This window comes from Desulfobulbus oligotrophicus (genome assembly GCF_016446285.1).
GTDB lineage: Bacteria > Desulfobacterota > Desulfobulbia > Desulfobulbales > Desulfobulbaceae > Desulfobulbus > Desulfobulbus oligotrophicus.
The window spans coordinates 1,882,158-1,906,682 of record NZ_CP054140.1; the positions used below are offsets into that span (position 1 = coordinate 1,882,158).

Annotated in this window: 18 protein-coding genes; 8 read left to right on the forward strand and 10 right to left on the reverse strand. The window is 51.4% G+C overall.

Features of this window, described 5'->3' with window-relative positions; translation table 11 throughout:
* Positions 1–87: 87 nt before the first annotated feature.
* Both HP555_RS08470 and HP555_RS08475 read left to right on the forward strand, forming a co-directional pair.
* Positions 88–960: a glycosyltransferase family 2 protein gene (locus tag HP555_RS08470; RefSeq protein WP_233249117.1), complete on the forward strand. Its 873-nt coding sequence runs from the start codon at positions 88–90 to the stop codon at positions 958–960.
* Between the two features lie 10 nt (positions 961–970).
* The gene (locus tag HP555_RS08475) at positions 971–2,197 is read left to right on the forward strand and encodes a glycosyltransferase (RefSeq protein ID WP_199261497.1); all 1,227 of its coding nucleotides are present in this window, start codon (positions 971–973) and stop codon (positions 2,195–2,197) included.
* 21 nt (positions 2,198–2,218) lie between these two features.
* Here the strand turns inward: HP555_RS08475 and HP555_RS08480 are convergent, their stop codons facing one another.
* From HP555_RS08480 to HP555_RS14285, 10 genes are all read right to left on the reverse strand, one after another.
* Positions 2,219–3,199: a glycosyltransferase family 4 protein gene (locus HP555_RS08480; protein WP_233249118.1), complete on the reverse strand. Its 981-nt coding sequence runs from the start codon at positions 3,197–3,199 to the stop codon at positions 2,219–2,221.
* A gap of 132 nt (positions 3,200–3,331) precedes the next feature.
* Positions 3,332–4,585, reverse strand: coding sequence for an oligosaccharide flippase family protein (locus tag HP555_RS08485; RefSeq protein ID WP_199261501.1), 1,254 nt, complete (start codon positions 4,583–4,585; stop codon positions 3,332–3,334).
* Entirely contained in the window at positions 4,582–6,300 is a 1,719-nt protein-coding gene (locus tag HP555_RS08490) for a phospholipid carrier-dependent glycosyltransferase (protein ID WP_199261509.1), read from the reverse strand. Before HP555_RS08490 ends, HP555_RS08485 begins: the two co-directional genes overlap by 4 nt.
* Complete coding sequence (hepT, locus tag HP555_RS08495) at positions 6,284–6,706, reverse strand: type VII toxin-antitoxin system HepT family RNase toxin (protein WP_199261511.1); 423 nt, start codon at positions 6,704–6,706, stop codon at positions 6,284–6,286. Before hepT ends, HP555_RS08490 begins: the two co-directional genes overlap by 17 nt.
* Positions 6,696–7,085 (reverse strand): type VII toxin-antitoxin system MntA family adenylyltransferase antitoxin, encoded by a 390-nt coding sequence (gene mntA / locus HP555_RS08500; RefSeq protein WP_199261513.1) that lies wholly within the window; start codon positions 7,083–7,085, stop codon positions 6,696–6,698. Before mntA ends, hepT begins: the two co-directional genes overlap by 11 nt.
* Before the next feature lie 157 nt (positions 7,086–7,242).
* Complete coding sequence (gene brnA, locus HP555_RS08505) at positions 7,243–7,467, reverse strand: type II toxin-antitoxin system BrnA family antitoxin (RefSeq protein ID WP_199261515.1); 225 nt, start codon at positions 7,465–7,467, stop codon at positions 7,243–7,245.
* Positions 7,448–7,720, reverse strand: a complete 273-nt coding sequence (locus tag HP555_RS08510) for a BrnT family toxin (protein ID WP_199261517.1) — start codon at positions 7,718–7,720, stop codon at positions 7,448–7,450. The genes brnA and HP555_RS08510 overlap by 20 nt, the downstream gene beginning before the upstream one ends.
* A gap of 329 nt (positions 7,721–8,049) precedes the next feature.
* Complete coding sequence (locus tag HP555_RS08515; protein WP_199261519.1) at positions 8,050–9,267, reverse strand: vitamin K epoxide reductase/DsbA family protein; 1,218 nt, start codon at positions 9,265–9,267, stop codon at positions 8,050–8,052.
* Between the two features lie 11 nt (positions 9,268–9,278).
* Entirely contained in the window at positions 9,279–11,363 is a 2,085-nt protein-coding gene (locus tag HP555_RS08520) for a tetratricopeptide repeat protein (RefSeq protein ID WP_199261521.1), read from the reverse strand.
* An 88-nt stretch (positions 11,364–11,451) separates the two neighbouring features.
* Complete coding sequence (locus HP555_RS14285; RefSeq protein ID WP_332908635.1) at positions 11,452–11,868, reverse strand: prepilin-type N-terminal cleavage/methylation domain-containing protein; 417 nt, start codon at positions 11,866–11,868, stop codon at positions 11,452–11,454.
* A gap of 381 nt (positions 11,869–12,249) precedes the next feature.
* On the opposite strand from HP555_RS14285, the gene HP555_RS08530 reads away from it, so the two are divergent.
* The 6 genes from HP555_RS08530 to HP555_RS08555 all read left to right on the forward strand — a co-directional run bounded on the left by HP555_RS08530 (position 12,250) and on the right by HP555_RS08555 (position 24,525).
* The gene (locus tag HP555_RS08530; protein WP_199261523.1) at positions 12,250–13,779 is read left to right on the forward strand and encodes a sensor histidine kinase; all 1,530 of its coding nucleotides are present in this window, start codon (positions 12,250–12,252) and stop codon (positions 13,777–13,779) included.
* Positions 13,769–15,148: a sigma-54-dependent transcriptional regulator gene (locus tag HP555_RS08535; RefSeq protein WP_199261524.1), complete on the forward strand. Its 1,380-nt coding sequence runs from the start codon at positions 13,769–13,771 to the stop codon at positions 15,146–15,148. The genes HP555_RS08530 and HP555_RS08535 overlap by 11 nt, the downstream gene beginning before the upstream one ends.
* A gap of 243 nt (positions 15,149–15,391) precedes the next feature.
* On the forward strand, positions 15,392–15,802 hold the full coding sequence (locus tag HP555_RS08540; protein WP_199261526.1) for a type IV pilus modification PilV family protein: 411 nt from the start codon (positions 15,392–15,394) through the stop codon (positions 15,800–15,802).
* Positions 15,799–16,443 (forward strand): PilW family protein, encoded by a 645-nt coding sequence (locus HP555_RS08545; RefSeq protein ID WP_199261528.1) that lies wholly within the window; start codon positions 15,799–15,801, stop codon positions 16,441–16,443. Before HP555_RS08540 ends, HP555_RS08545 begins: the two co-directional genes overlap by 4 nt.
* Positions 16,444–16,458: 15 nt before the next feature.
* Positions 16,459–17,106 carry a hypothetical protein gene (locus tag HP555_RS08550; RefSeq protein ID WP_199261530.1) on the forward strand — a complete coding sequence of 216 codons (648 nt, stop codon included), beginning with the start codon at positions 16,459–16,461 and terminating at the stop codon, positions 17,104–17,106.
* Positions 17,107–17,142: 36 nt separating this feature from the next.
* Positions 17,143–24,525, forward strand: a complete 7,383-nt coding sequence (locus tag HP555_RS08555; RefSeq protein ID WP_199261531.1) for a PilC/PilY family type IV pilus protein — start codon at positions 17,143–17,145, stop codon at positions 24,523–24,525.

Here is a 24,525-nt window from a genome sequence, read left to right on the forward strand (position 1 = left end):
TTTCCTGGAGTTCTTGTTATAATCCCTTTGTTTTTTGCCTGGTTTCTGCTCTAATTCATCCCAGAAGAGAATTTCAGCCTGGGGAGAATGACTGTGGCGGATACCAAAAAATACGAGGTGACCATCCTTTTGCCCGCCTTTAATGAGGAGGGGGTGATCGGCACCACGATACAACGCATTCGTGAGTTGTATCCGGAGTATGAGATCCTGGTGGTGGACGACGGCTCCACTGATCAGACCATGGCAGAGGCCATGGCTGCCGGAGCCAATGTCTGGCCCCATCCCTACAATATCGGTAACGGTGCGGCCATTAAATCCGGGCTGCGCTGCGCCCGGGGCGAGTGGGTGGTGATGATGGATGCCGACGGTCAGCACCAGCCCGAAGATATTGCCCGGTTGCTTGCACATCGCGACAGGTTTGACATGGTGGTGGGGGCGCGGACCAGACAGTCGGAAACCAGGGCACATCGCGACCTGGCCAACTGGCTGTACAACAAGTTTGCCTCCTATGTTACCAAGTTCAAGATCGAGGACCTTACCTCCGGTTTTCGCCTGGTCCGGGTTTCCGTGGCCAAACAATTTCTCTACCTGTTGCCCAACACCTTTTCCTACCCATCCACCTTAACCATGGCCTATCTGCGAAGCGGCCGCAGCGTCAAGTACATCCCCATTCAAACCAGGGCACGGGTCGGTAAAAGCAAAATCAAACTCCTGCGGGACGGTACCCGGTTTTTCCTTATCATCACTAAAATAGCCACCCTGTTTTCACCGTTTCGCGTGTTCCTACCCATCAGTTTCAGCCTGTTCACCACCGGGGTCTGCTACTATGCCTACACCTTTTTCACCCAGGGCCGGTTCACCAATATGTCGGCACTGCTGTTCAACACTTCGGTCATTATCTTTATGATCGGTCTGGTGGCCGAGCAGGTCAGTCAGATGCGCTACGATCGGACAGAGTAGTCACATCCTGATGAAGCCAAAGCTGCTGGTTGTTACCTCAACCTTTCCTCGCTGGCTGAATGACACAGACCCTCCATTTGTGTATGAACTGTCCAGAAGATTGGTCCGCTCGTTTGATGTAACCGTACATACACCGTGCTATCATGGTGCATTGGCCTCTGAGTGGATGGATGGAGTACACATCCACCGTTTCCGTTATTTTTTTTCTCCATTTGAACGGTTAGCAGGAGGGCAGGGGATTGTTCCGAAAATACGACGAAACAAACTCTATTTTTTGCTTCTTCCTTTTTTTCTTGCTGCGCAATTATTTTCGCTGATTTTTTTAATCAACAAAATCCGGCCAGATGTGATTCATGCGCACTGGCTGATACCACAAGGGTTTTGGGCGGTATTGGTTGGAAAATTTTTTAACATTCCAGTTGTTATAACTGCTCATGGTGCGGATGTCTTCGGTCTGAGAGCACCTGTTTTTTTACAGTTCAAAAAATGGGTGATGAAAAATGCTGATCGAATAGTAACGGTCAGTTCACCACTGGCCGATGTGTTGCGTGCCGATACAAAGAGTCATCGACAACCGGATATTATTCCCATGGGTGTGGATTCGTCACTGTTTTCGCCGGAGAAAAAGAGCCATGCTATTAAAAAACAGTACGGTATTGATGGCCCGTTTCTTCTTTTTGTTGGTCGTTTGACAGAGAAAAAAGGTGTTCGTTATCTTATTGATGCAATGTCTTTTGTTATTAAGGAATTTCCAAGCACAAGGCTGTTAATCGTCGGTCATGGAGAGTTGGAGCAAGAGTTGCGTGATCAGGTAAAAGCCCGTGGTCTTGAAAAGGTTGTCTTATTTGCAGGAGGAGTAGCCAACACTCAACTTCCAGCTTACTACGCAACCGCTGATATCTTTATCGGCCCTTCTGTGCAGGTGAAAGGCGGTGACACTGAAGGCTTTGGACTTACCTTTGTTGAAGCAGCAATGAGCGGTTGCCTGGTAATTGGAACCAAAGTAGGCGGGATTGAGGATATCATTCGTGACGATCAAAATGGTTTTCTTGTGAAACCTGGCGATGTATGTCTGTTGGCTGAAAAAATTATTACTGTTATTTCCGGATTAGAAAATTTTGAAGAAATGCGAGGAAAGGTCAGGCAGTTGATGACTGTAAAATATGACTGGAACGTCATTAGTGAGCAGTATTCTGATTTAATTAAGACGACAATCTATCCCAGCAAACCCAAATAATTTTCCCTCCAGAAGCCTATTTCAGCCTGTTGTCAGAAGTCGCTCAAAAAGTTCGATATACTGATTTACCATCTGCTCAAGAGTAAACGTTTTTTCTATCTTATTCCGGTTGTATTCTCCCATCTCCCGGCGTTGCAAAGGGTTGTCCGCCAGTAGCTGAATCTTCTGGGCAAAAGACGTCACATCTCCTATCCGGCATAAGAATCCACCTTTACCCTCATCGATCAGCTCCGGCAAGGATGAGCAATCGGTGGCCACGACCGGTAATCCGCAGGCCATAGCCTCGGCAGCTGCAAGGCCAAAGCCTTCCCTCACTGTTGGGAAGAGCAGGATATCAGCTGATTGATATACAGCCGGCATAGCGTGGTGAGGAATTGTGCCCAGGCATTCAAGTTGTGGATGTACAGAAAGAGAATTGCGTGTACGTAAACCTGCAGTGTATGCAATGGTTATATTTGGACCGACTCGTTCAGCGATAGGTTTGAGCCACTGTGCGCCTTTTCTTTGAGTGAGATTGCCACAAAACAGTACTCTGACTTTTTTGTCAGATCGAAATTTTTGCTGTTTGCATGGTCTGAATAGGGTGTGATCAACTCCATTGTATATCACTTTGACTGGTCGTTTCAGGCGTAAATCATCGCGAGCCAGTTGAGCTGTATATTGACTGACTGCGGTAAGAGCGTCGGCTCTGGTTGCAGCCATCTTTGTCAATAATCGTAGATCTGTTTGATAATGAATATTTTGTAAAAAACTGCTGTACTTCCGCATGAAAGAATCGAGTACATAATTGTGGAATGTCAAAACCAAAGGAATATTTTTTCGATGGTGAAAGATTGCATAGTCTGGTGTGGTGTGGGTCAAGCGTGTTTTTTGGGGATAGGAGGAAAGCAGGAGTGACAGGGGAAAGAGGGTACGGTAGGGAGAATAGGGAATTACCCTATACCCAGGAATTCTATTTTCCAGAATTTTGTGTATGACGAAGGCACCATTGCCTGTTGCCATTGGAGATGCGTACATAGCTATTTAAAAATTTCTGTAAAAAATATTATCATTTTTAAAAAGTTGTCTGATGTTGTCTTGCTGGAAGTTTTAAGAAGAAATCCATGTTTAATTTCTATATTTCCAGACTTTAATTTACTTTTGCTGCCAGCTTTTATGGATATAAAAGAGCATCACAACAATCATAAATCCCTCCGCAGTGTAAGAGGCTATCACCGCACCACGCCAACCCCACAAAGGAATTAAAAACAGGTTAAGTGCAATGTTGGCCCCGGCCCCGGTGAGCAGCGCTTTCATCCCCGCATGTTGAAGACCGCTGGTTATAAGTGGATAGTGGAGCAGCATTCTCGGAACCGTCATCAACGGGAGCCAGGCCAGCCAGCAGACAATGGCTGTTGTCTCGGTATAGGCTTGACCCAGCAGGAATGAGGGGACAGGCGCACACCACAGAATCAAACAACCGGCCGCAATACCATAACAAATCGGTATGACGCCAATTTTCAGTGAATACCTTATTGCTCCCTTTATTCCGGATTGGCCATGTCGAAAATACCGTGGGGTTGCCGCTCCCAGCAGGGCCTGTAAGGGAATAAAGGCGAGGTCAACAAAGCGATATCCCGCCGAGTACAGACCTGCGGGCCCAACAGCATCTAAGCGGGCCAGCATAAACTTGTCCGCATCCACATACAGTTTTTCTGCAGCACTTGAAAAGGAAAATGGAATACTTTTGCGGATATGTTGCAGGATACCTTTACGTCGCGGCAGAATCCGGACGGAAAAATCTTTTGTTATGTTTCTGAACACATAAGTGACGGCAGCCAAGGCACTGCAAAAATACAGTGCAGACCAGGTCACCAGCAGGTCCGGTATTATTGGTATATACTGGAGAGCAAAAAACAAGAGTGCAGCACTAAAACGAGCCACAGTCGGAACAAGCTGCATCAGAGAGACCTTGGTCATCTGTTCGTGGCCCTGATAAATGAAGACTCCAAAACCAGCTAAGGGAATACAGACTATTTCCCCAGCACCAATAAGAAGTATTGCTGCCCATGGAATGTTGCCGGGTAATATCAGGCTGACAAGTACAATGTAGATCGAGGCTGCAACCGGTGTACCCAAACAGTATGCCATCAAGGCATATCCCCAGCTTTTTGCAAGTTGGGCAGGGTTACGGGCTATATCCCGCACCATCAGGATACTGGCCCCAAGCCCGCTGAACGAGGAGAGAGCCCCGGCAACGGTCAGTACAGCCACAAAACTACCAAATCCATCTGCTCCGAGAGTGCGGGCAACAATCAGAAACACCAGGGCCTGTGTCAGTGCCCGGGCTGCCATGCCAACAGTAAGGATGAGTGTGCCGTTGGCCAGTTTACCGGGTTTCCAGATCATGGTGTCAACAGTTCAGCCTGTGCATGCTGCTGAACGGGATGGTGTTGTTCGGCTGTTGTTGACTGGTGGTTTTGATCTGTGCGCAGGTATACGGAGTAGCCGCCTGCTGCAAACTGTGGTGAAACAGGTTGAAAGGGTAGATTCACAGCCGGCTCTGTACCAGGATGGTTGAGCCAGGCATGGAGGAGATCATCCCGAACAAGAATATATGGAGAGGTCGTCTGCTCAAGGGACATCGGCCCATTGTACGGTGTATGGAAGATCGGGAAAAAGTCCATATAATACCCTCGGTTACCAAGAAAGAGACAGATGAGCCGGTCACGGGCTGTTGTCCGGGCATTCAGCCATTGAATTACAGGATACTCAGGGCGGAAGGTGGTGATGTAGTCGTCGCGGCTTACTTTTCCTTGCACATAGGGTAACGGCTGTACCATGGAAAACTGCTGAATAACATACTGGCTATTGTACCAGAGCATTATTCCGCAGGTACAGGCTACAGTTGCCAAAGAGATTTTTTTTCTTGCCTGTGAGTTGCTACTCCAACCGGCTAGTTTCTGCAGGGTTCCTTGCAGCCCGTACATGGACAGGATGACCAGCGGCGGCACAATTGCAACAACATAGCGAATCCGCATGGCTTCCTGGAAAAAGGTAAAGAAAAAGTAGAGCAGAGCAAACCAGAGGAGAAAGTTTTGCTCACGTCGCAGCCGCCTGTTTGCTGGCCTGCAGCAAAAGGCCAGTGCCGGCAGGATGAGAAGGAAGGGGGTGAGTTTACCATCAAAGTAGCGGGGATCGTCGTCTTGTCCTTCGAAGAAAAAACGAACCGGTAAAAGAACAGCCTGCCACCATGGCTCATTGTACAGAACTTTTCGCGCGACAAAGGCGTTGTTGCCTGCCTGAACTGGTGTCTGTTCGGTGGTGGTGAGCACTGCCTGGTCGGTAGCCTGCCTGCCCTTGTCCGTGGTATGCAGTTTTTGCACGAATGTATCATGCAGAGGGTAGATGGGGTTGCCGGTCCACAGATAGTTTCTCACCAGCCAGGGAGAGTAAGCAGTGAGGGTTACTGCAGCAAAAACCATGGCCCAGAGCAGCGCCCGACCACTGTTTTGTTTGTCTCTGGAGGCATACTGCTGGTAGAGCAGGGGCACCAGCAGGGTCAGCACCACCACAGAGACCAGGCCGTTGTACTTTGTGCCGGCCGCAAGACCGCAGCACAGCCCGGCTAAAAGAAGAAAACGGGGTTGAAAACCATGCTCTGCCCAGGCAAGAAGCGCAAGCAGGGCGGCGGTGGTAAAAAACACGATGCCCAGATCAACATACACCGTGATCGACAGTTTAACGATAATGGGCACAGAGAGAAAAAACAGGGCGCCGAGCAGACCGTACAGGCGGCCCAACCGTTTGTTAAGATATTGGTACACCAGCAGGGCGGTGAGCAGGGCAAAACTGTAATGGATGTACTTGGGGATGATGTCGTTTTTGAAGTAGAGCGGGATGGTATAGAGCAGGTCGAGATTCATGGGATAGTAGGAGAAGGGAATCTCTGGAATCTCGTAGATGCCGCCGTGCTGCAGCCAGAGTTTGGGAACAAAGAGATGGTGCGTTAAGGCGTCGCGGTCCACCGGCGGCACCGAACCCAGCAGGAGAGTGGCAATGATCAGCGCGGACAGGAGCAGGATCAGCCCCCAGGTCAGGGCTCTCTCACATTGTTTCGTCATTGAGAGGGGCCATGAGAAAGTCGAGGAGTAGTTTGTAGCGTCCTTCGCTGACCAAGGTCAGGATCTTGTCCATATCCACATTCATGTAATCATGGACAATACGGTTGCGGAGGCCAATGATTCCATGCCAATCGGCCAGTATCTCCTGGCTGATGAGTCCTGTCCGGGCCAGGACGGCAAAGGCGTCGTAGGCGGATATCGGCACTGTTTCACCCCGTGCCTTGAGCAGTTGCTTGGCCTTGCCGATGGCGTTTTCAATCAATACTTGGAGCCCGTGCAACACGCCATTTTGTTCCAAGGGGGTGAGTTGCCGCGAAGCAAGCAGACGTGAGCGGGCCTCGTCCAGCAGGGCGCCCTGGTGTGCGGCGATACGCTTGGTTTCGGCATGATACAGGTCAGTGCGCATAAATCTCCTGCCAGTAATGGTCTTCCAGTTCTCTCCAGGTTCGCCGAAGAAATCGTTGCCAGGGCAGCCCATCCTCACCGGTCAGGACGATGCCGTTTTCAGCGATTTCAGCCCGCATCGCCAAACTCGCCCGGGGAACGTCAATGCAATCAACAGTCGTGACCGGCAGCATCAGTGCGTTGGCCAGGCCGTGGCGCAGGGTTTCGGTGCGCGCCAGTTGTTCCAGCCAGTCCATATCCCTTTGCCATTGCAGGGCGAAATCCCAGTCGCTGTCCGGGGTATGGGTGTTGTCGGCCCGGCTGCCGATCAGTACGGCAAACTCCAGGTTGGGTTCGGAAGCCAGTATCCGGCGGATAGCGGTGATCTCTAAAGTGGGCATGGTCTATGGCCGCTGGTTGTTGACTCGAATAAACGGCGATGCACTCGTAAAAAGCAGGCAAGCGGCTGTTTTGTCATTTCGAGCATAGCGAGAACTCTCTAAAATGATCAGGATATGGTGGGTCAACCCATTCTCCTGGTTTGGGTGAGGAGGCGCATTAAACAGCTTCTTTCAGCTTTTCGGCAATCCATACCTTGACAAGCGCTTGCCGAGTTATCCCAAGGCGTTTGGCTTGTTTGTCGAGCCCTTCGACAACCCAGGCCGGAAAGTCTATATTCACGCGCCGGTTTTGCTGGTTCACCCGGCGGGCTTTGGAGAAATCAAGATCATCGGTTAAGTCCTCGCCGGCTTCAAATTTCGTGTCAAATCCCTGTGCTTTCATAGTATTCCACCTCTTTTTCGCGTGACCGGCGAACGGAAATGATCTGGATTGTGTCGTCACGATAGGTGATAACCGCGGACCAATGCTTGATTCCGATCTTGCCGATCACAAGGCAGCGGTTTTCATCTTCAACAATTTTATCCGGAATTTCCAGCAGATCCCAATCGTCCCATAGTTCTTGAGCTTCAACAAAATCTATTCCGTGCTTTTGTTTATTGGCAGCGCTTTTCTGGGAATCAAACACAAATTTCATACTTTTATGGTATATTTTTTATATTATTTTTCAATATGCAATGTATTTGTATTTATTGTATCGGCTGGTTACTGAATCAGCTACTGTTTCGGCTGCTTGGCCGCGACCTCAGTTATCAGATAGGCAAGGCCGCAGCACAGCCCGGCTAAAAGAAGAAAACGAGGTTGAAAACCATGCTCTGCCCAGGCAAGAAGAGCAAGCAGGGCCGTGGTGAGCAGAGTTAACAGAGAGTGATAGATTTATTGTAGCATGCTGCCGACAGTATACAAGAATTGCTTACAAGCAACTGTTGGTGTGCTGCCGGAAAGTGATGTCTTGTTGAGCAAAATTTAAGGGGCTACAGTGGTATCGGGTGTTTTGCCAGGCTGTGACGGTTGGAGCGCTGTTTTAAGAATCGTTGGTGGAATTGATCCTGTATACACCTCGCCGTCTATCACATAGGAAGGCGTGCCCGTAATGTGCAGTTTCATGCCCAGACGGATGTCAACCAGTAGTGCGTTCCTGATTGGCGGATACTGAATGGCCGCGGTCAGCTCACCTGCCGAGATCCCGGTTTTATCAGCCAGAGTTTTGGTGCTAAACGCCTGTTTTTCGCGGCCCAGCTCGTAGAGTGCATCGTTCATTTCCCAAAATTTATTTTGAGAAACAGCGTAGATGGCAAGCATGGCCATCTTGCCGGAGCCGATATGAAAGGGTTCCGGCACAATAACAGTGTTAAACTCATGATCCATGGGATAGTGGTGATGAACCAGCCTGATGGTATCCGGATGTTCGGCAACCAGTCTACGCAGGAACTGATGCATCTTACCGCACTGAAAACACTGATAATCGGTATACTCGTGGATGGTGAGTTGTGGATTGGCTGCACCGATCCAGGGGTGACCTTCTTCAGTCAGACCGTGCGCTACCTTTTCTGTAACAGCGGGCAGAGTGTAGTACCAGTAGGAGGGCAATAACAGTTGAACAAGAATAAAGGCCGCAAAAAGAACTGGCAACCCCGCAGCCGATAAAGGCGAGCGGATCGCAGTGCGCAGGGTTGCAACAAGGCCGCTTATGGAGAAGGTCCCACAGAAACGACGAATAATAATAAACGAGTATATGAGAAGCAGGAAAGTAATGGCATAGCTTGCCATACAGAGGATGCAGTGCGCGTGGATCCGGGTGGCGGAAATAAAGCCAAGGTAGACAGAGAAGGCCGAGTAACCAAGTGCCAGGGTAAAGAGCACATACCAGAGCGGCATTTTGGCCTGATTGTGCCGAAAAACCAATAAAAAGAGAACAAGAAAAACCAGATAGGCAAAGATGCCCCAGACGGCGAGCGGCATGCCAAAGAGGATTGACCACGGGCTCTGCGAGACTGTATCGCAGTTGATGGATGTTGACAGGGCACAGAAACTGCTGAAGGTGATGTCTGTATAGTTTTTATAGTGCAACCAGCCCAGGTAACCACTGTCAATAAATCCGAGCAGAAGCAGGAAAAGAACCGGGACAGTGTAGAAACGGTACGGCAAGGTGTTTGCTATGCGTTTTCTTTTCAAAGTGGACATTATTGAGTGTGTTAATGAGATGCTTGAGGCGGGAAAAACTCTTGCGCTGCCAGCATAATAAAAGGTGTAATCAGTTCACTATCAACAGGCAGTGAGCTGTAGTCTGTACGCAGTGCTTGCAACGTGTCTGTGAGTGTTTGCGCAGTATTCTTGGCAACCAGCTGTTGTGCCAATAGCTTACTTTTGTCCTGGTGTTGTGCGCGGACACTGTTTTCTAAAAGACTGAGCAGGATACGGATATCCGTTGGTTGCTCTTGATGAGCCAGGGTGAGAAACCATTGTCCTCTCTCATGGTACCCGGCTTTTGTCAGCGCTACCCCCAGGGAATAATATCCTGTTGTATGATGAGGCAATGATGTTGACATCATATACTTTCTGCTCGCTTCAGCTGCTTCCAAAGGCTTGTTGAGCCAAAGCAGTACTGTTGATTGTACTAAATAGAATCGAGGGTTGATACTGTTATGGGATAAAATGATGTTGATTTCCTGTAATGCTTTTTCGAGTTTACCTGATTTTTGGAGAGCGTCAGCCAGGTCAATCCTTGCTTTTGTAAAATCTTTATTGATAGCAAGAGCCTGGTGATAATAACCAATCGCCTCATCATATAATCCGTACATTGCGTACAGTTTACCGATATTATCTACTGCCATTGCTTTGAAGTTGACGTTGGGAAAGTCAAGTTCAGTGGCTTTGCGCATAAAAGCAGTTGCTTTTCTTAAGTTTTCAGGAGTCTGTTCTTTTTGCCATCCATAGATAATACCCAGCTTTGCCCAGGCCCGGGCGTTGTCAGCCCCTTTCTGCAGGGCATCGGCCCACAACGACTCTTCACTTGCCCAAACCAGGTTACGACTGTAGGTGCCCAACCCGGTGGCAACAAGCAACATTGGAATAAGAAGTAAAACAGTTGTGTGAATCAGGCGTGAACGAGAAGAGTAAAGCTGCAAAAATTGCCATAGTCCACCGGTTAGAAGCATGAAAAGAAACATGGAGGGCAGGTAGTTCCGGTGCTCAAACACCATTTCCAAGGGGATAATGGTGGATTCAACAAGATGGTTAATGAGGTAGAAAAAAAGAGCAAAGCTGACAAGAGGTGTTTTTTTCCGTAGAGAGTATCCAAGCCAGACCAGCAGGATGATGCAGAGTATTGCAGGCACAGTTGTCCACGGTGCAAACAGGGAAGTTGAGCTAGTGAAATTGTGGTCAATTGATAATCGCGTCGGGTTGGGGTAGAGCAACAGTGTGAGATAAAAGAGCAGAACCGAGGGTTGGGTGAGCAGTCGTTCGGCAATGGAAAAGGGCCTGTCTTTATAAGGCGTTGTGAGGTTTGTTAAGTATCCTTGACTGTAGGTAAAGTAACCGGCTGCCAGCAGAACCAGCACATTGGCTGCGACCACTAAGAAAAACACGTTCTTTGCAAACCGATCATCCCGGTTCAAAAGGGTTAATTCAACAAGCAGAAGGGTGGGGATAAAGGTGATGGCGTTCTCTTTGCACCCCAGTGCCAGCAGGAAAAACAGACCGCAGAGAAAGAGATGGAAGAGGCGTTGTACTGTACCTGCAACCACCAGGCGAGTGTAGCTGTACTGGAACAGGGCGAGCATAAAAAACATGGCACTCATGGAGGCCATGCGTTGCACAATATAGGTAACCGCCTGGGTTTGAATAGGACTGATGGCCCAGAGCGCGGCACCGAACAGGCTGATAAAGAAAATTGCCTCAGGAGATCGTTTCTGAAGCTTTGGAGACTGAAGTAAAAGAACCGTTGTTTTGTAAAGAAAAAAGGCGGTCAGTATATGAACAATAATATTAACGAGATGGTAGCCAAATGGGCTGTCCTGGCCAAAATACCAGTTCAGGGCAAAGGTGAAACAGGCAATCGGTCGATACAGAGTATCGTTAAATGATGGTTCAGCAAAAAATGTTTTAATAAGAGCGCTTGGTTGGAGATGCTCAAGGTGTATGGCCGGGTTTTGCAGGATGTTCTGATAGTCATCCAGCTGCCACGAGTTGTTCAGTGAGTTACTGTAACAGAGCGCGATGAGAAGAGTTAGTAAAAGAAAGGAAGATGTGTTCTTTATGTTTAGGGCGTGTTTCATTCGAAGCGTGTAAATGCAAAAGAGCCGGCCACTTGAGGTGAGCCGGCTCTTGATGTAATAGAGAGTAACTTGAAAAGACTGTTGATAATTATCGAGTAGCTATATTTTTTTGGTAGGTAAGATCATTCCAACCGTCGCGTGTACCCGCAGCTGCATTGGCATCCCTGTAATCTTCCGGGCAACGTCCTGATGCATCCTTTACGTCAATTCGAATGTTAGTGTTTGGATTGTTAACTCCAAATTCCCAAGTGTTCTCAGGTGGCTGGTAACTAGTTCGCTCCTTTGTTATTGAAATGTTGGTAGGGATTGCGAAGTAATCTGCCACAGCCGAGGCAATATTATTTGCATCCGATTCCGCACGCGAGCAAAATGACTTGTTCCGGTAAGCAATAAAGTTCGGGATGGCAATGGCAGCCAGGATACCGATGATGGCGATAACGATCATCAACTCGATCAGGGTAAAGCCTTTTTCGTTTGCGTTCAGTCTCAATTTGGTCAGTGTCATGTTTTGCCTCCAATGTGGATGATGGTGTACCGTCGGTTGGTTGTCAGCCGGCAGTTGTTTGTATTGCCGCTCTTATAGCATTCGCCGTGCCAGAAATTGCCAGGTTTTATATTTACCATCCTTTTCAGCAGGTTAGCTGGTTTCCTTTGTTTTTTGCTGCTGCTGTCCGTACAATACAAACAGCAAAAAGAGCCAATCTGTTGACAAAGTTTGCCTGTTGGTGACAATAATTGTCAATCAGTAGACATTCCGGTCGAGTACTTTATCCATACCATGGTTTGGCTCCTACCTTGCTCTACAGGTTGCAGCAGGCAGAGCGGCCGGCTGAACCAGAATGAGACTATATAAAAACTTCTTTTTTTTCCATACGATAGATATCGCATGAAGCTGCGCACCACCCTTACCATTGGGCTGTTGATTGCCCTGGCCACAGGCATGACATTTTTTGTCGTCACCCTGTTCTGGCAGCGTGAGTCTGCCCTTGGATTTGCCGGTAAAAAAGAAGAGATACTTGCACAGCGTGTTGTACATCTTTTGCCCAAAACAGCAGAGACTGCCGATGTTGCCGCCTTTTTAACGGCTGATGTGCAGGCTACCGGTGCGCTTGTCGGTTGTCTGCAACAGGTTGGACAGCCGTTGCTCTGCACCGATGCTACAACAGCAGAAGCACTGGCTGCTCTGCAGAGTGTCTCCGCCCAAACCATGGCTGCCAGGCACACTGTCCGCTCTCTCAGCGGTGTGCAGTGGTCTGCCTTCCTGCCCCATCAGCGTTACCTTGATATCGGTCTGTACATTGATAAGCCTGGTCAAGAGCCCCAGGCCCTGGCCCTGCGCTACCCGTTGGCCGATCATTATCAGGCCATGCAGGCTATGCAGCGCTACATTGCAGGCTACCTGGGCCTTAACTTTGTGATTGTGCTGGTGCTGGGTTTTTTCAGGTTGCACCACCAGCTCTTTCGACCCATGGAACGCCTGGTGCACATGAGTGACTCGTACCGGGATGAGAGCGGGGTACCGTTTTTAACGCTTCGGGGTGGTGACGAGCTTGGGCAGTTGTCAGTGGCCCTGCAGCAGATGCTGGCCCGCATCACCGCCGACCGCACTACCATGCAGCAGCAGATGGCCTCTTTGGAAGAGGCCAACCAGCAGCTCATTGCCACCCGTGAAGAGATGGTGCGCAGCGAAAAGCTCTCGTCCGTGGGCAGATTGGCTGCGGGCCTGGCCCATGATATCGGCAACCCCATTGGCATAGTGCAGGGGTATCTGGGGCTTTTGCAGCAGCATGATATCAGTAAAGCTGAGCGTCACGATTTCTGCACCCGGGCCGGGCAGGAGCTGGAGCGTGTCAGCCGGCTGGTGCGTCAGCTGCTGGATCTGGCCCGGCCGTCCACTGGTGTGGCAGCGGTAATCGATACCCATGAGGTGCTTGAAGAGGTTCTGGAGCTGCTGCGACCGCAGTCGTTGTTAACTGGTATCAGGATTGAGCTGCGTCTCCAGGCTGAACAGTCTCTGGTGCATGCTGTGCAGCCGCATCTCTTCCAGGTGCTGCTTAACTGCCTGATCAACAGTGCTGATGCCATGCAGGCGCATCCCACCGATACCGGTGAGCGTGGCGTTCTGACGGTTCACACCAACAATCAGATCACTGATAATAAACAACAGCTTGTTTTCTCTCTTACAGATACCGGCGGTGGCCTGTCGCCGGAGGCAGCGGCCAATGCCTTTGATCCGTTTTTTACGACCAAGGCACCGGGCAAGGGCACTGGCTTGGGATTGTCGGTCTCCTATGCCCTGATAACCGCCATGGGCGGGGAGATTTATCTGGCCGGTCAACCAAAAGGCGGCGCAAAACTGACCATTGTACTGCCTGTCTGTCAATCTGATCATAACAATGAAAACCATGTCGAATAAACGCTGGGTACTGATAATAGATGATGAGGAGAACATGCGGCACATGCTGTCTTCAGTGTTGGGCCGTCTCGGCTATACTGTACAGGCAGCGGAAAACGGGCAGGCCGGGTTGGAGGCATTGCAGCAGCAGGACTTTGATGTGGTGCTGTGCGATATTCGCATGCCGGAGATGGATGGTATGGAATTTCTGCGCCGGGCCAATGATAAGGGCATAACCGCCACCATTATCATGATGTCGGCCTTTGGGTCTATGGATACAGCGCTGGCTGCCATACGGCTTGGTGCCTATGACTACATCTCCAAACCATTCAAGCCCGATGAGATAGAGCTGACCCTGCGCAAGGCTGAAGAGCGGGAGAAACTGCGCCAGGACAATAAGGCTCTGCGTCAGGAGCTTGCCACCCTGGCCGGAGAGTGCAGTTTTGGTAAGATGGTCGGCCGCAGCAAACCCATGCAGGAGGTCTTTGCCCTGGCAACCAAGGTGGCACCGCACAGCACCACTGTACTGGTCACCGGTGAGAGCGGTACCGGCAAGGAGCTGATCGCCCAGGGGATTCATGCTCTAAGCGGCAGAAAGGGCCGGTTTGTACCGGTCAACTGCGGCGGTCTGCCGGAAAACCTGATTGAAAGCGAGTTGTTCGGCTATAAGAAAGGGGCCTTTACCGGCGCAGACCGCGACAGGCAGGGGTTGTTTCCGGCTGCGGACAAGGGCACCCTGTTTCTGGATGAGATCGGTGAGTTGCCCATTGCCCTGCAGGTGAAGCTTTTGCGGGTGCTGCAGGAAGAGGAGGTGCAGCCCATCGGTGCTGCCGTGCCGCAGAAGATCGATGTGCGCATCATTGCCGCCACAGCCAGAGACCTTGCCCGCGAGGTTGAGAAAGGGAGCTTTCGTCAGGATCTGTACTACCGGTTAAATGTTGTTCATATCCATGTGCCGCCCCTGCGCGAACGGGTGGGCGACATTCCCATGCTGAGCGAGTTTTTTCTTAAGCGATATATCCATCGGCTTAACTCGCCGGTGCAGTCCATTGCACCTGCGGCCCTGTCCTTACTTGTGCAGTACGCATGGCCGGGCAATGTACGCGAGCTGGAAAACGCCATTGAGCGGGCTGTGGTGGTGGCGGACAAGAACGTGGTGCTGCCCGAGAACCTGCCTGCTGTATTCGGCATCCATCGTCAGGATCGACGGCTGGATGACGTGTTGGGCACCTTTTCCATCAAACAGGCGCAGAGGATCATGGAACGATCGTTGATTACAAGGGCTCTGGAGGCCACCGGCGGCAATAAGTCCAGAGCGGCCGGGCTTTTAGAGATCAGTTATCCATCGTTATTGAGTAAGATAAAAGAGTTTGCAGACCCTGATGAGTGAATAAAAATTTGACAAATGTCTGTCTGCTTGCCGTATAATTATAAAAACATTTAATAGTTCGTTGTTGACGTATTGGGTCTACATCTGGTCGTGACAGAAGTGCAGTCGCGCAATGGTCACGTAAAATTAACATGTTGCGTTATTTACGAGGGGTAAGACGAAGCTGGTCTGCTTTTTGATAGAGGATCGGTGGAGGAGAGTCTTATGCGTACACTGTTTACACAACCTGCCCGGAGAACCCCTATGCCTCTGTCATCACAACAGGGCTTCAGCCTGATTGAGGTGATGGTGGCCATGGTGATTTTAGCGGTGGGTATTCTGTCGATTATCGGTATCCAGTATCACGTGGTCAACGGCAACACCCGGGGCAATGTGATGACCGAGCAGATCAACCTGGCCCAACGGGTGCTGGAGCGGTACAAGAATACCGTCAACGTTGATAAGCTGGGGAATGAGGACATGGTCGGGGTTGATGAAACCGGGGCTCCCGGCGGCCCGTACACGGTGCAGGTGCGGGTGGAGCATATGCCTGGGGTCAAGGAAACAGATGCGCAGAAGATAACGCTGACCGTGACCAAGAGCGGCGGAATAGGTGCACGCCCTGCAGGCAGTGAGCTGAAGGTGGTCACGTTGACCCGGGGGCACGGTATATGAAAGGTAGAACATCATCTTGCCACAGTGCTGGTTTTACACTGGTTGAGGTGCTGGTATCCATGGCCATTGTCGGCATCCTTGTAGCCTCTCTTGCCGGTGTGTTTGAGCGTTCGAGCAAGCTCTACACCACGCAGAATGCAGCTGCTGCCCTGCAGCAGGAGGTGCGCGCCGCCCTGGACGCCATGGCCTCTGAAGTGCGTATGGCCACCTATGATCCGAGAAAAACTAAAAAATTTGTCATTAAAAAGAACTCGGCCACAGAGTTTTCCTTTCTGACTGACTGGGATGAAGACGGCGTTCTGGGCCGGCCAGGCGATAACAGCGCCTACACGGATAACGGTGAGTGCGAGGCCCGTTCGATTCGTTTTTCCCTGAACTCCGAGTCTGTGCAGTTCAGATGCGGTGATGGCACACCCTATGTCAAGGACAGTGAAACCCTGATCGGCGAGACTGACCACCTCAAGGTGACTGCGCTGGATTTCAGCTATCGCGATAAGGACAACAACTCCACTTCCCAGCGTAAGGAGATCCGCAGCGTGGTCATCACCATCCGGGCCCAGGCGCCTGCCGGACGGGCCGGGATGATCGAACGCACGTACTCGACCATTGTCGATATCCGCAACACCGGCCCCAATGCCTGAGCCAGCGAGATAACAATGAACAGAACACAGCATGTTATTACTCAATCCCAACATATAATCCGTAACGAACAGGGGTATGTCCTGGTGATGTCCCTGCTCATGCTGGTGGTGTTGTCGATCATGGGCACTGCTGCAATGACCGTTCGCAACACCGAGGTGGCCATTGCCACCAACTCCGAAGTCATCCAGCATAACTTCTATGCCCTTGAAGCGGTCACCCTGGAAGGCAGCACCCGGTTTGAACGAACCGATATGGAGGAGTTCCTGGCAGACCTGTTAAGCGGTGCAGCAGTGGTGTGGAACAACTTTCCCTGGCTTAAGGCCAATGATCCGGATTTGCCGCCGGTTATTGATCTAAGCCGGGCAAGTAAGTGGTCGTCGGTCAGTGCAGAGCAAACGCACATCAACGACCTTAAACCTCCGGGTTTTGATGCTGCTGCCGATGATCGCATCCAGTATGCGGCACTGCAAGGCAACCTGCACTCAGACAGCAATGATTACGAGGTCTGTTCCGGTTCCGATCTCTCTGATCCGAACAAGCGCGAGGCCTGCTTCAGTGTGTACGGCAGGTATGATGTGCAGTCCGGCGCTGGTAAGGCATTCAGCGGTCGCCGGATGATGATGGTCGGTTACAAGAAAATGGTGTACCTCAACAACCTATAACAGCTGTGCAAAATGCTGATTTCAGAGGATTTTTCAATGAACTCATTAAGTAACGGGACAAAAACCATGAAGAACGCACTGCGCATGCTGCTGTTGACCACTGCCCTGTTGTTCGGGCTGACCGGTCAGCAGGCCCTGGCCCATGATTATACTATCAGTGCCAATGAACCAACGGTGGAGGAGGGTGGTACTCTGACCTTTACTGTGACCGTGCAGGATGCTGTTGATCCAAGCTTAGGTGTCAGAGATGGTGATAGAGTTGCGGTCAGCTATGGGGTCAGTGGCGGAACCGCCACCGGTGGTATTGATTTTATCTCGGTATCCGGTGGTATCCTGACCTTCGATGACATCTCTCCCACCACACAATCGTTCACGGTGACCACCAGCGACGATACCACCGTGGAAGTTGACGAGACCGTCAGGGTGGACTTCACCGTCACCCCGAGCAATGACGGCAATTTTCCCACTAACCCCACCTGCACCACCAACTGGGACGGCATTACAACCACGGTCAACGGCACCATCACTGATAACGACAGCTATCGGGTGACGTTGTTTACCGCATCTCCCCAGCCGGTTGTTGAAGGCAACGATGTGACTCTGACCGTTACCCTGAATCAGCCTGTCCTTGCCGGTCATACTGTAACCTTCACCACCGGTACTGCCCCAGGATCGGCAGAAAGTGCTGATTATGGCAGCCCTTCAGTCCCCACTTTGCAGTTTGGGCCGGATGAGCAGACAAAAACCTTTACCATCCCCATTATCCGTGATCATTTGATTGAGGGTGATGAAACATTTCAGGCAACCCTGACACCCACGAGTGACAACGTGGATGAAAATGCATTGACCCTGAGTGCATCGGTCACCATCAGAAGCCCGGATGTTGAGTACACCATCACCTTTGATACTCCCTCACTTGCAGAACCGTCTGGCACACCAGCCGCAATGGTCTTTTCCCCAACGATCACGCCGATTCCAGTGGGAGCTGATATCGGCGAGACCATCGACTGGACAACCAGTGACGGTACAGCGACGGCCGGAAGTGATTATGAGGCAGCCAGCGGTACCTTAACCCTTACCGATGCCGGGGTAAGCGGCACTGTGTCGGTGACCATCAATCCTGATCAAGAGGTTGAAGGTGATGAGACCTTCACTATTGTTCCGGCATCCAGCGGGACCCTGCCGGTGTCACTGGTTCAGTTCGCCGGTAATACCGGCACCATCACTGATAACGACAGGAGTTTTCGTGCCTCATGGAACAGTCCCGGCGGAGCAGTAACGATGACAAGTCCGTCAGAGCCCATCACCAGCGGACAGGCGGTGGTTGTCCCTGATGCGCAGGACGTGGTCTTTACAGTGAAGGCCGACCACCGGATCCAGGAGGTGAAAATTAACGGTCAGGATACATTGCCTGACTATGTCACTCCAACCATCAGCAGTGATACCGAACATACCTACACCTTCACCGCTGCCACACCGCAGCAGACAGCCCCGCATACCATTGAGGTGGTGTTTGCGCATCAGGTTGAGACAACTGCTTCAACAGGCGGCAGTGTCACTCACACTGACAGTGGGCAGTCGGTGAGTAACAGCGGCCCGGTTTCCGTGATTGCCAATCATGGGGAAGATGCGGTCTTTACATTTGCACCGGGCTCTGGTTCCTGTGTTACCCAGGTGGAGGTGGATAGTACTGCCATCGGGCCGTTTGACGGTGACAGTAACCGCACCGGGCACACCTTTCCCAGTGTGACTGCAGATCATGCCTTGGATGTTAAGTTTGGGAGCGCAACCATCACCGTGTTGCTTGGCGCGGATGATGGTGCCGACAACACAGAAGGTGATCAGGAAGTGCAGCAGCGTGGTGAATGGCGGGCCTATGTGACTGATTCGAATTACACCTACGCCACCACTGCCGTACCTTTTAAGTCCGGCGGCCGCCATGGGGAGAGCTTTTCCGTGCCCGGAGATACCGGTTCGGGCTGTGACACCCGCTATCTTGTGATTGAGTTTATCGCCGTTGACGGCTGGCGGACACCGAATCGTATCGAGTTGGATCTGAATGAGGACTTCAGTGATCAGCAGGTGACCGGCCTGTACGATAAAGACAGCTATGTGCTGACCATTGTTTCAACCAACGGCTCGGTTGTCCGCGACCCATTGGGGGTGACTGCCATTGGAGATCAACGCTACATCTATCAAGAGGGCGAAAAGGTGGATCTGAATGCAGTTGCTGATGCAGGCTGGTTTTTCCACCGTTGGAACGGAGATATTGATGGAGCAGACCCCGTGGACGCCTTCATCACGGTAACCATGGACAGGGATCGAACTGTACATGCGGTTTTTGCCATGCCCTGCCAGGATGCTGATGGAGATGGCTTTACCGCGGCCAGTGACGGCACCTGTGAGGCCAGTGCACAGGTAGACTGTGACGATGCCAACCCCAACATCTATCCCGGTGCACCGGAGATCTGCGGTGACGGCATTGACCAGGACTGTGATGGGAAAGACCTGGTCTGTGGTCCTGAAGATCAGGATAAGGATGGTGATGGGTATACTCCCCGCCAGGGCGACTGTAATGATAATGACCCCAAGGTGCATCCCGGTGCCTACGACGACCCTAACACAGCAGCTGATGAAGACTGTTTTGACGGGCCCAAGGTGAAAGGAGCTGAGGTCACCTGTGTCACTGCTTCCGACGTGCCGGCCAATGCGGCAGTCAAGCCTGCACCACCGCTTATCATGTATCTGATCGATGACTCGGGCAGTATGGACTGGGAGTTCATGACCGGCGATGACAACGGTCTGTTCCACACACCGACCACACGCGGTTATGTTTTTAGTTACAATGCAATTCAAAGGACGTATACCAGCTCCTCATACCAGCCCCTGGCTACTAAGGAGCGGAAGATGTGGCGCAGCCAGTACCATGGGTACAATAAGATCTACTTTAATCCAAATGTTACCTATACACCCTGGCCAATGTGGGAGAAGATCGTGTCGGTTCGTGCCGGCGAAACCGCCTACAATCCGCTGGCTACCGGTGCAACCTTTCCCCACACTGCCTATGCTGCCGGCTACACCCACGCCCATATGGACTATCCACGGTTTAACTCGAATATGAGCGGGTCGAACGGTTCCATGCATCATCCAGGTGGTAGTGGTGGGAATATGAGCTATGATTTTAAATTAGACGACGAGTACTTTTCGGTTTATGCAGAAGGAACGCATCAGGTAAAGGTTGAACGCCACAATCAAAGTACAGGGGAAAGCACCTATGCCGATGCCATTGGATTGTCAACGAAATCGAGCTTGTCGGGATCAGCGATTCCGGACCTGATCTTTGATAACTCAAACTCTTCTCTGTATTCTGAGCAAGGCGTCTGGTGGGATACTAGCAGAACAGACACCGTTCATGGTAACAGTGGCCGTTACACCAATGGAGTGGGAAGTGCTGCTTACTGGGATATTACAGTACCTGCCACCAAGAATTACTATGTGTATGCCTGGGTCAACGGTGACGAGGGACATGACTCAAAGGCCAGGTACACGGTTACCAGATACAACACCAGTGGTGTCATACAGACCAACACGAATACTTTTAATCAGAGAGGCACAGCCCGTTGGGTGCGCGTAAGCGATTCGCTCAGCTTCGCCGCCAATCCGGTTTCGCCGGAGAAGATAAAAGTACCCAATGCCCACTACTACACCCAGGACACAAACGGTAACACCTATCTGGTGACCATTCCCGGCTCCACCGGTAGTTACTCTCTACGCTACTACCTGTTTACGGATAAAAACAACAATAATACGGTTGATGATGGCGAGTTGAAGGAGCTGGTTGGAGATGCGATTCCAGGCAGCATTGTTCCTAAGCGGAAGGACGTGTTGGGTAACGACATCACCAATCCTGCCCAACTTGCCTACATGGTACGTCAGGACTTTGCCGACTGGTTTTCATTTTACCGCAAGCGCATCCTCACCACTAAGGCAGCCATTGGTCTGAGTGTTGAGGATATGAAGGGTGTGGAGTTGGGGTTGCACACCATTAACCGAAGCTCAAGCAAGCATCTTGTTCTGATGGAGACCGCGGACGGCGGCGACAAACTCACCTACCTGACCACAGTCTACAATCTGCGTGCTACAGGCAGCACACCGTTGCGTCGTGGTTTGTGGGAGGTGGGCAAGTACTTGCAGAAAGGTGATGATACGAAAAATGGTAGTGAATATTCCAGTTTAAAGACCAGTGATCGTCAAAAGCAGAAGAAAGATTCACAGTGTTTTTCAGCCGAGGATTCTGTCTTTGCCTGTACCGAGGCCGGCGGTGAATGTCAACGAGCCTATGTGATAGCCATGACCGATGGTTATGACAACATTACATTTACTATACCTACGGCCATAGGCGGGAACGTTGATAACAACAGCACGTATAATGCCTATTCGATTTTTCAGGATAAATCCTTTAATACTTTGGCGGATGCGGCCATGTACTTCTATGCCGCGGATCTTGATTCAGGGTTGGCTGACAGTGTGCCGGCCAAGGGCTATGACAATAACCCACGGCAGCACCTGGTAACCTATGCGGTTGCCTTTGGAGTATCCGGCACCTGGGATCCCAACCGGTTTCCTGATTGTTTGTCCTCCTGCAAGACCCCGGGTGTTGACGGGTGCCCACGACTCGATGATCTGAGAAAAGTTGACTGGACAGAGTACACCTCAACATCAGGCAGCTTTACAAACGCCTGTCCGGAGTGGCGGCAGTTTAATCCTAACTCACTAACAGCAAACCAGGCACGTTATCCGGTTGATGACCTCTACCATGCTGCAGTCAACAGTCGCGGCTCTTTTCTCAATGCCTCTGACCCGCAGGAGCTGGTGTCTGCCATGCAGACCATCAAGGATCTGATCGAAGATCAGACCGGTACCGCCTCCTCGGTATCGATCAATGCCAACAAGGTGGAGGAAGACACCCTGCTTTTCCAGACCACCTATGATTCCAGCGACTGGAGCGGTGATACCCTGGCCAAGTGCCTGGACAGCTCGGGGCTGGTGGCAAGCTGTAGCTTTGTGAGCTGTGAGCTGGGGTGCAGTACTGCCTATACCGGCTGTGTTGCCGCCTGTCCGGAGGGTGGTGGCGACTGTTTGACCACCTGCAAGGAAAACCGAGCCACCTGCATGGCAAGCTGCACCGGGCAGACCTGTGCACAGAGCCATGCCACCTGTTTGGCAGGTTGTACAGACTCCAGCTGTCAGGTTGCCTGCAACAATGCCAACAGGGTGTGCGAGCAGCATCCGCCGGAGGTGAAGTGGTCGGCTGCTCAGAAGCTGAACTCCATGAGCCCGGCAAGCCGTCAGATTATCACGGCAACAGAGGCTGGTGTGGGTGTGGCCTTCCAGTGGGATGAACTGACACCGCTGATGAAAACGCAGCTGAAAGGGAAAAACCAGCAGGCTGATGAGTATGTTCTCAACTATCTACGCGGTGATGCCACCTATGAGCGACGAAACGACAGCAGTAATTTTCGCAACTTCCGTAACCGGACAGGTAAGCTCGGTGACTTCATCAGTTCAGAACCCTATCACTACGCCAACAAGACCCTGGGAATTGACTGGGTGATCGTTGGCGGCAATGACGGCATGTTGCACGTTTTTGACGGGGAGACCGGGGTTGAAGTGTTTGCCTACGCGCCGCAGGCGGTCTTTGAAAACCTGCATCTGCTTGCCCAGGAAACCTATATGGACAACCACAAGTTTTTTGTGGATGGGTATGTCACCGTACAGGATTTGGGGAGCCGGGTGATACTGGTCGGTGGTTTAGGCAAAGGCGGTAAAGGGTACTTTGCCCTTGATCTGACCGCGGCCGCAGCCCATAAGAACGACATTGAAACCAATGCCGAGGACATTGTCCTCTGGGAGTATACCCCGGCATCGTTTCCGTCGACCGACACCATCAGAGACAACCTGGGGTACAGTTTCTCCAGGCCGCAGATTGTCAAGTCCAATGCCACTGATGCCGGGTGGATTCTGGTGTTCGGCAACGGTTATGAGAGTGAAAATATGCGGGCCGTACTCTTTACGGTTGGTTTAAGCACCGACGGTAAAATCCAGTGGACCCGGACAATCGATACAGGTGCCGGTAGTAACAATGCAGGTTTAAAGCAGTGTAACGGCCTGGCATCTCCGGCCCTGATTCATCCACAGGGCGACCGTAAAAATGATTTTGCCTATGCCGGTGATCTGCTTGGCAACCTGTGGAAGTTTGATCTGAATGCAACAGATAAAGAGGCTTGGGGTATTTATTTTGAAGACGCCTCCGGAATAAAACAGCCCCTGTTTCGGGCCCGGAGTGAGACCGGTTATAAGCAACCGATCACCATGCAACCGGTGATCACCTCGGCCTGTCCGTTAAATGCCAAGGGCTATATGATTCTGTTCGGTACCGGCCGTATCCTGGATCCGGTCACAGACTTCCCGGACCAGAGCGTTCAGACAGTGTACGGTATCTGGGACTGGTCTGCTGAATGGGCGGACAACCCGCAGCAGAAGTACCTTGGCCAGTTTGGCGCATACAACACGACGATGGGCGAGTCATGTCTGGCCGCCTGCAGCAGTACCCGTGGTGAGGAGGCCAGCCCCGGCCCTGGCAGCTGCATCTACCGGTGTGCCGGTGACGCTGACTGTATTGTCGAGTGTCAGCAGGAGCACAGCTCCTGTGTGACAAACTGCGGGGCTGTGCGCACTCTTTCCAACATGTCGAACATTGTCGGGAGTGATACCGCCAACTATGTGACCTTGCTGCGCCAGACCCAGGTATGGGCCGGTGGTATCAATTATAACAGCGATGGGAGTGTGAAAGAGACGGTTTACGGTTCCCTGAACCTGGATGTGTATGACCAGATCGCCCGGGTGATGTCTGACAACCAGATCAACTGGTACCTGCCCAAGGAAAAAGATGCTTTTGCCGGCAGCACGAACAAGACAGCCAGGCATGTGGGATGGTTTTTTGATTTGCCGGCCAACGGGGAACGGGTGGTGCGTGATATGACTGTGGCCAATGGCAAGCTGATCTTCACCAGTACCATCCCGTCGGATTCTCCCTGTGAGAGCGGAGGGATCTCCTTTCACTGGTCGGTTGATGCCTGTACCGGCAGCAGGCTGGACTCAGCTTTCTTTGATATCAACAGAGACGAGCGCATCAACAGTCATGATTACATCAACATCGGTACCGAGGCCATACCCATCTGGGTTGCTGTGTCAGCCATCGGTGTGCACGGCATCAGCCCGGCAGTGACCGTGGTGGATGTGGTAAAAAATGCCTATGAACGGCTCTATTATCCCGATCAGGATGAACTGGAGGCCATGCTTGGTAATGTGCACGGCACACCGATCATCTACTGGCGGGATTTGGAGTGGAAAGACTGA

Coding starts and splice junctions, on each gene's coding strand:
- HP555_RS08470 (WP_233249117.1), top strand. CDS start 88: ATGACTGTGGCGGATACCAAAAAATACGAGGTGACCATCCTTTTGCCC.
- brnA (WP_199261515.1), bottom strand. CDS start 7,467: ATGAAAGCACAGGGATTTGACACGAAATTTGAAGCCGGCGAGGACTTA.
- HP555_RS08535 (WP_199261524.1), top strand. CDS start 13,769: ATGTCGAATAAACGCTGGGTACTGATAATAGATGATGAGGAGAACATG.
- HP555_RS08550 (WP_199261530.1), top strand. CDS start 16,459: ATGAACAGAACACAGCATGTTATTACTCAATCCCAACATATAATCCGT.
- HP555_RS08530 (WP_199261523.1), top strand. CDS start 12,250: ATGAAGCTGCGCACCACCCTTACCATTGGGCTGTTGATTGCCCTGGCC.
- HP555_RS08540 (WP_199261526.1), top strand. CDS start 15,392: ATGCCTCTGTCATCACAACAGGGCTTCAGCCTGATTGAGGTGATGGTG.
- mntA (WP_199261513.1), bottom strand. CDS start 7,085: ATGCCCACTTTAGAGATCACCGCTATCCGCCGGATACTGGCTTCCGAA.
- HP555_RS08515 (WP_199261519.1), bottom strand. CDS start 9,267: ATGTCCACTTTGAAAAGAAAACGCATAGCAAACACCTTGCCGTACCGT.
- HP555_RS08510 (WP_199261517.1), bottom strand. CDS start 7,720: ATGAAATTTGTGTTTGATTCCCAGAAAAGCGCTGCCAATAAACAAAAG.
- HP555_RS08520 (WP_199261521.1), bottom strand. CDS start 11,363: ATGAAACACGCCCTAAACATAAAGAACACATCTTCCTTTCTTTTACTA.
- HP555_RS08485 (WP_199261501.1), bottom strand. CDS start 4,585: ATGATCTGGAAACCCGGTAAACTGGCCAACGGCACACTCATCCTTACT.
- hepT (WP_199261511.1), bottom strand. CDS start 6,706: ATGCGCACTGACCTGTATCATGCCGAAACCAAGCGTATCGCCGCACAC.
- HP555_RS08490 (WP_199261509.1), bottom strand. CDS start 6,300: ATGACGAAACAATGTGAGAGAGCCCTGACCTGGGGGCTGATCCTGCTC.
- HP555_RS08545 (WP_199261528.1), top strand. CDS start 15,799: ATGAAAGGTAGAACATCATCTTGCCACAGTGCTGGTTTTACACTGGTT.
- HP555_RS08480 (WP_233249118.1), bottom strand. CDS start 3,199: ATGGCAACAGGCAATGGTGCCTTCGTCATACACAAAATTCTGGAAAAT.
- HP555_RS14285 (WP_332908635.1), bottom strand. CDS start 11,868: ATGACACTGACCAAATTGAGACTGAACGCAAACGAAAAAGGCTTTACC.
- HP555_RS08555 (WP_199261531.1), top strand. CDS start 17,143: ATGAACTCATTAAGTAACGGGACAAAAACCATGAAGAACGCACTGCGC.
- HP555_RS08475 (WP_199261497.1), top strand. CDS start 971: ATGAAGCCAAAGCTGCTGGTTGTTACCTCAACCTTTCCTCGCTGGCTG.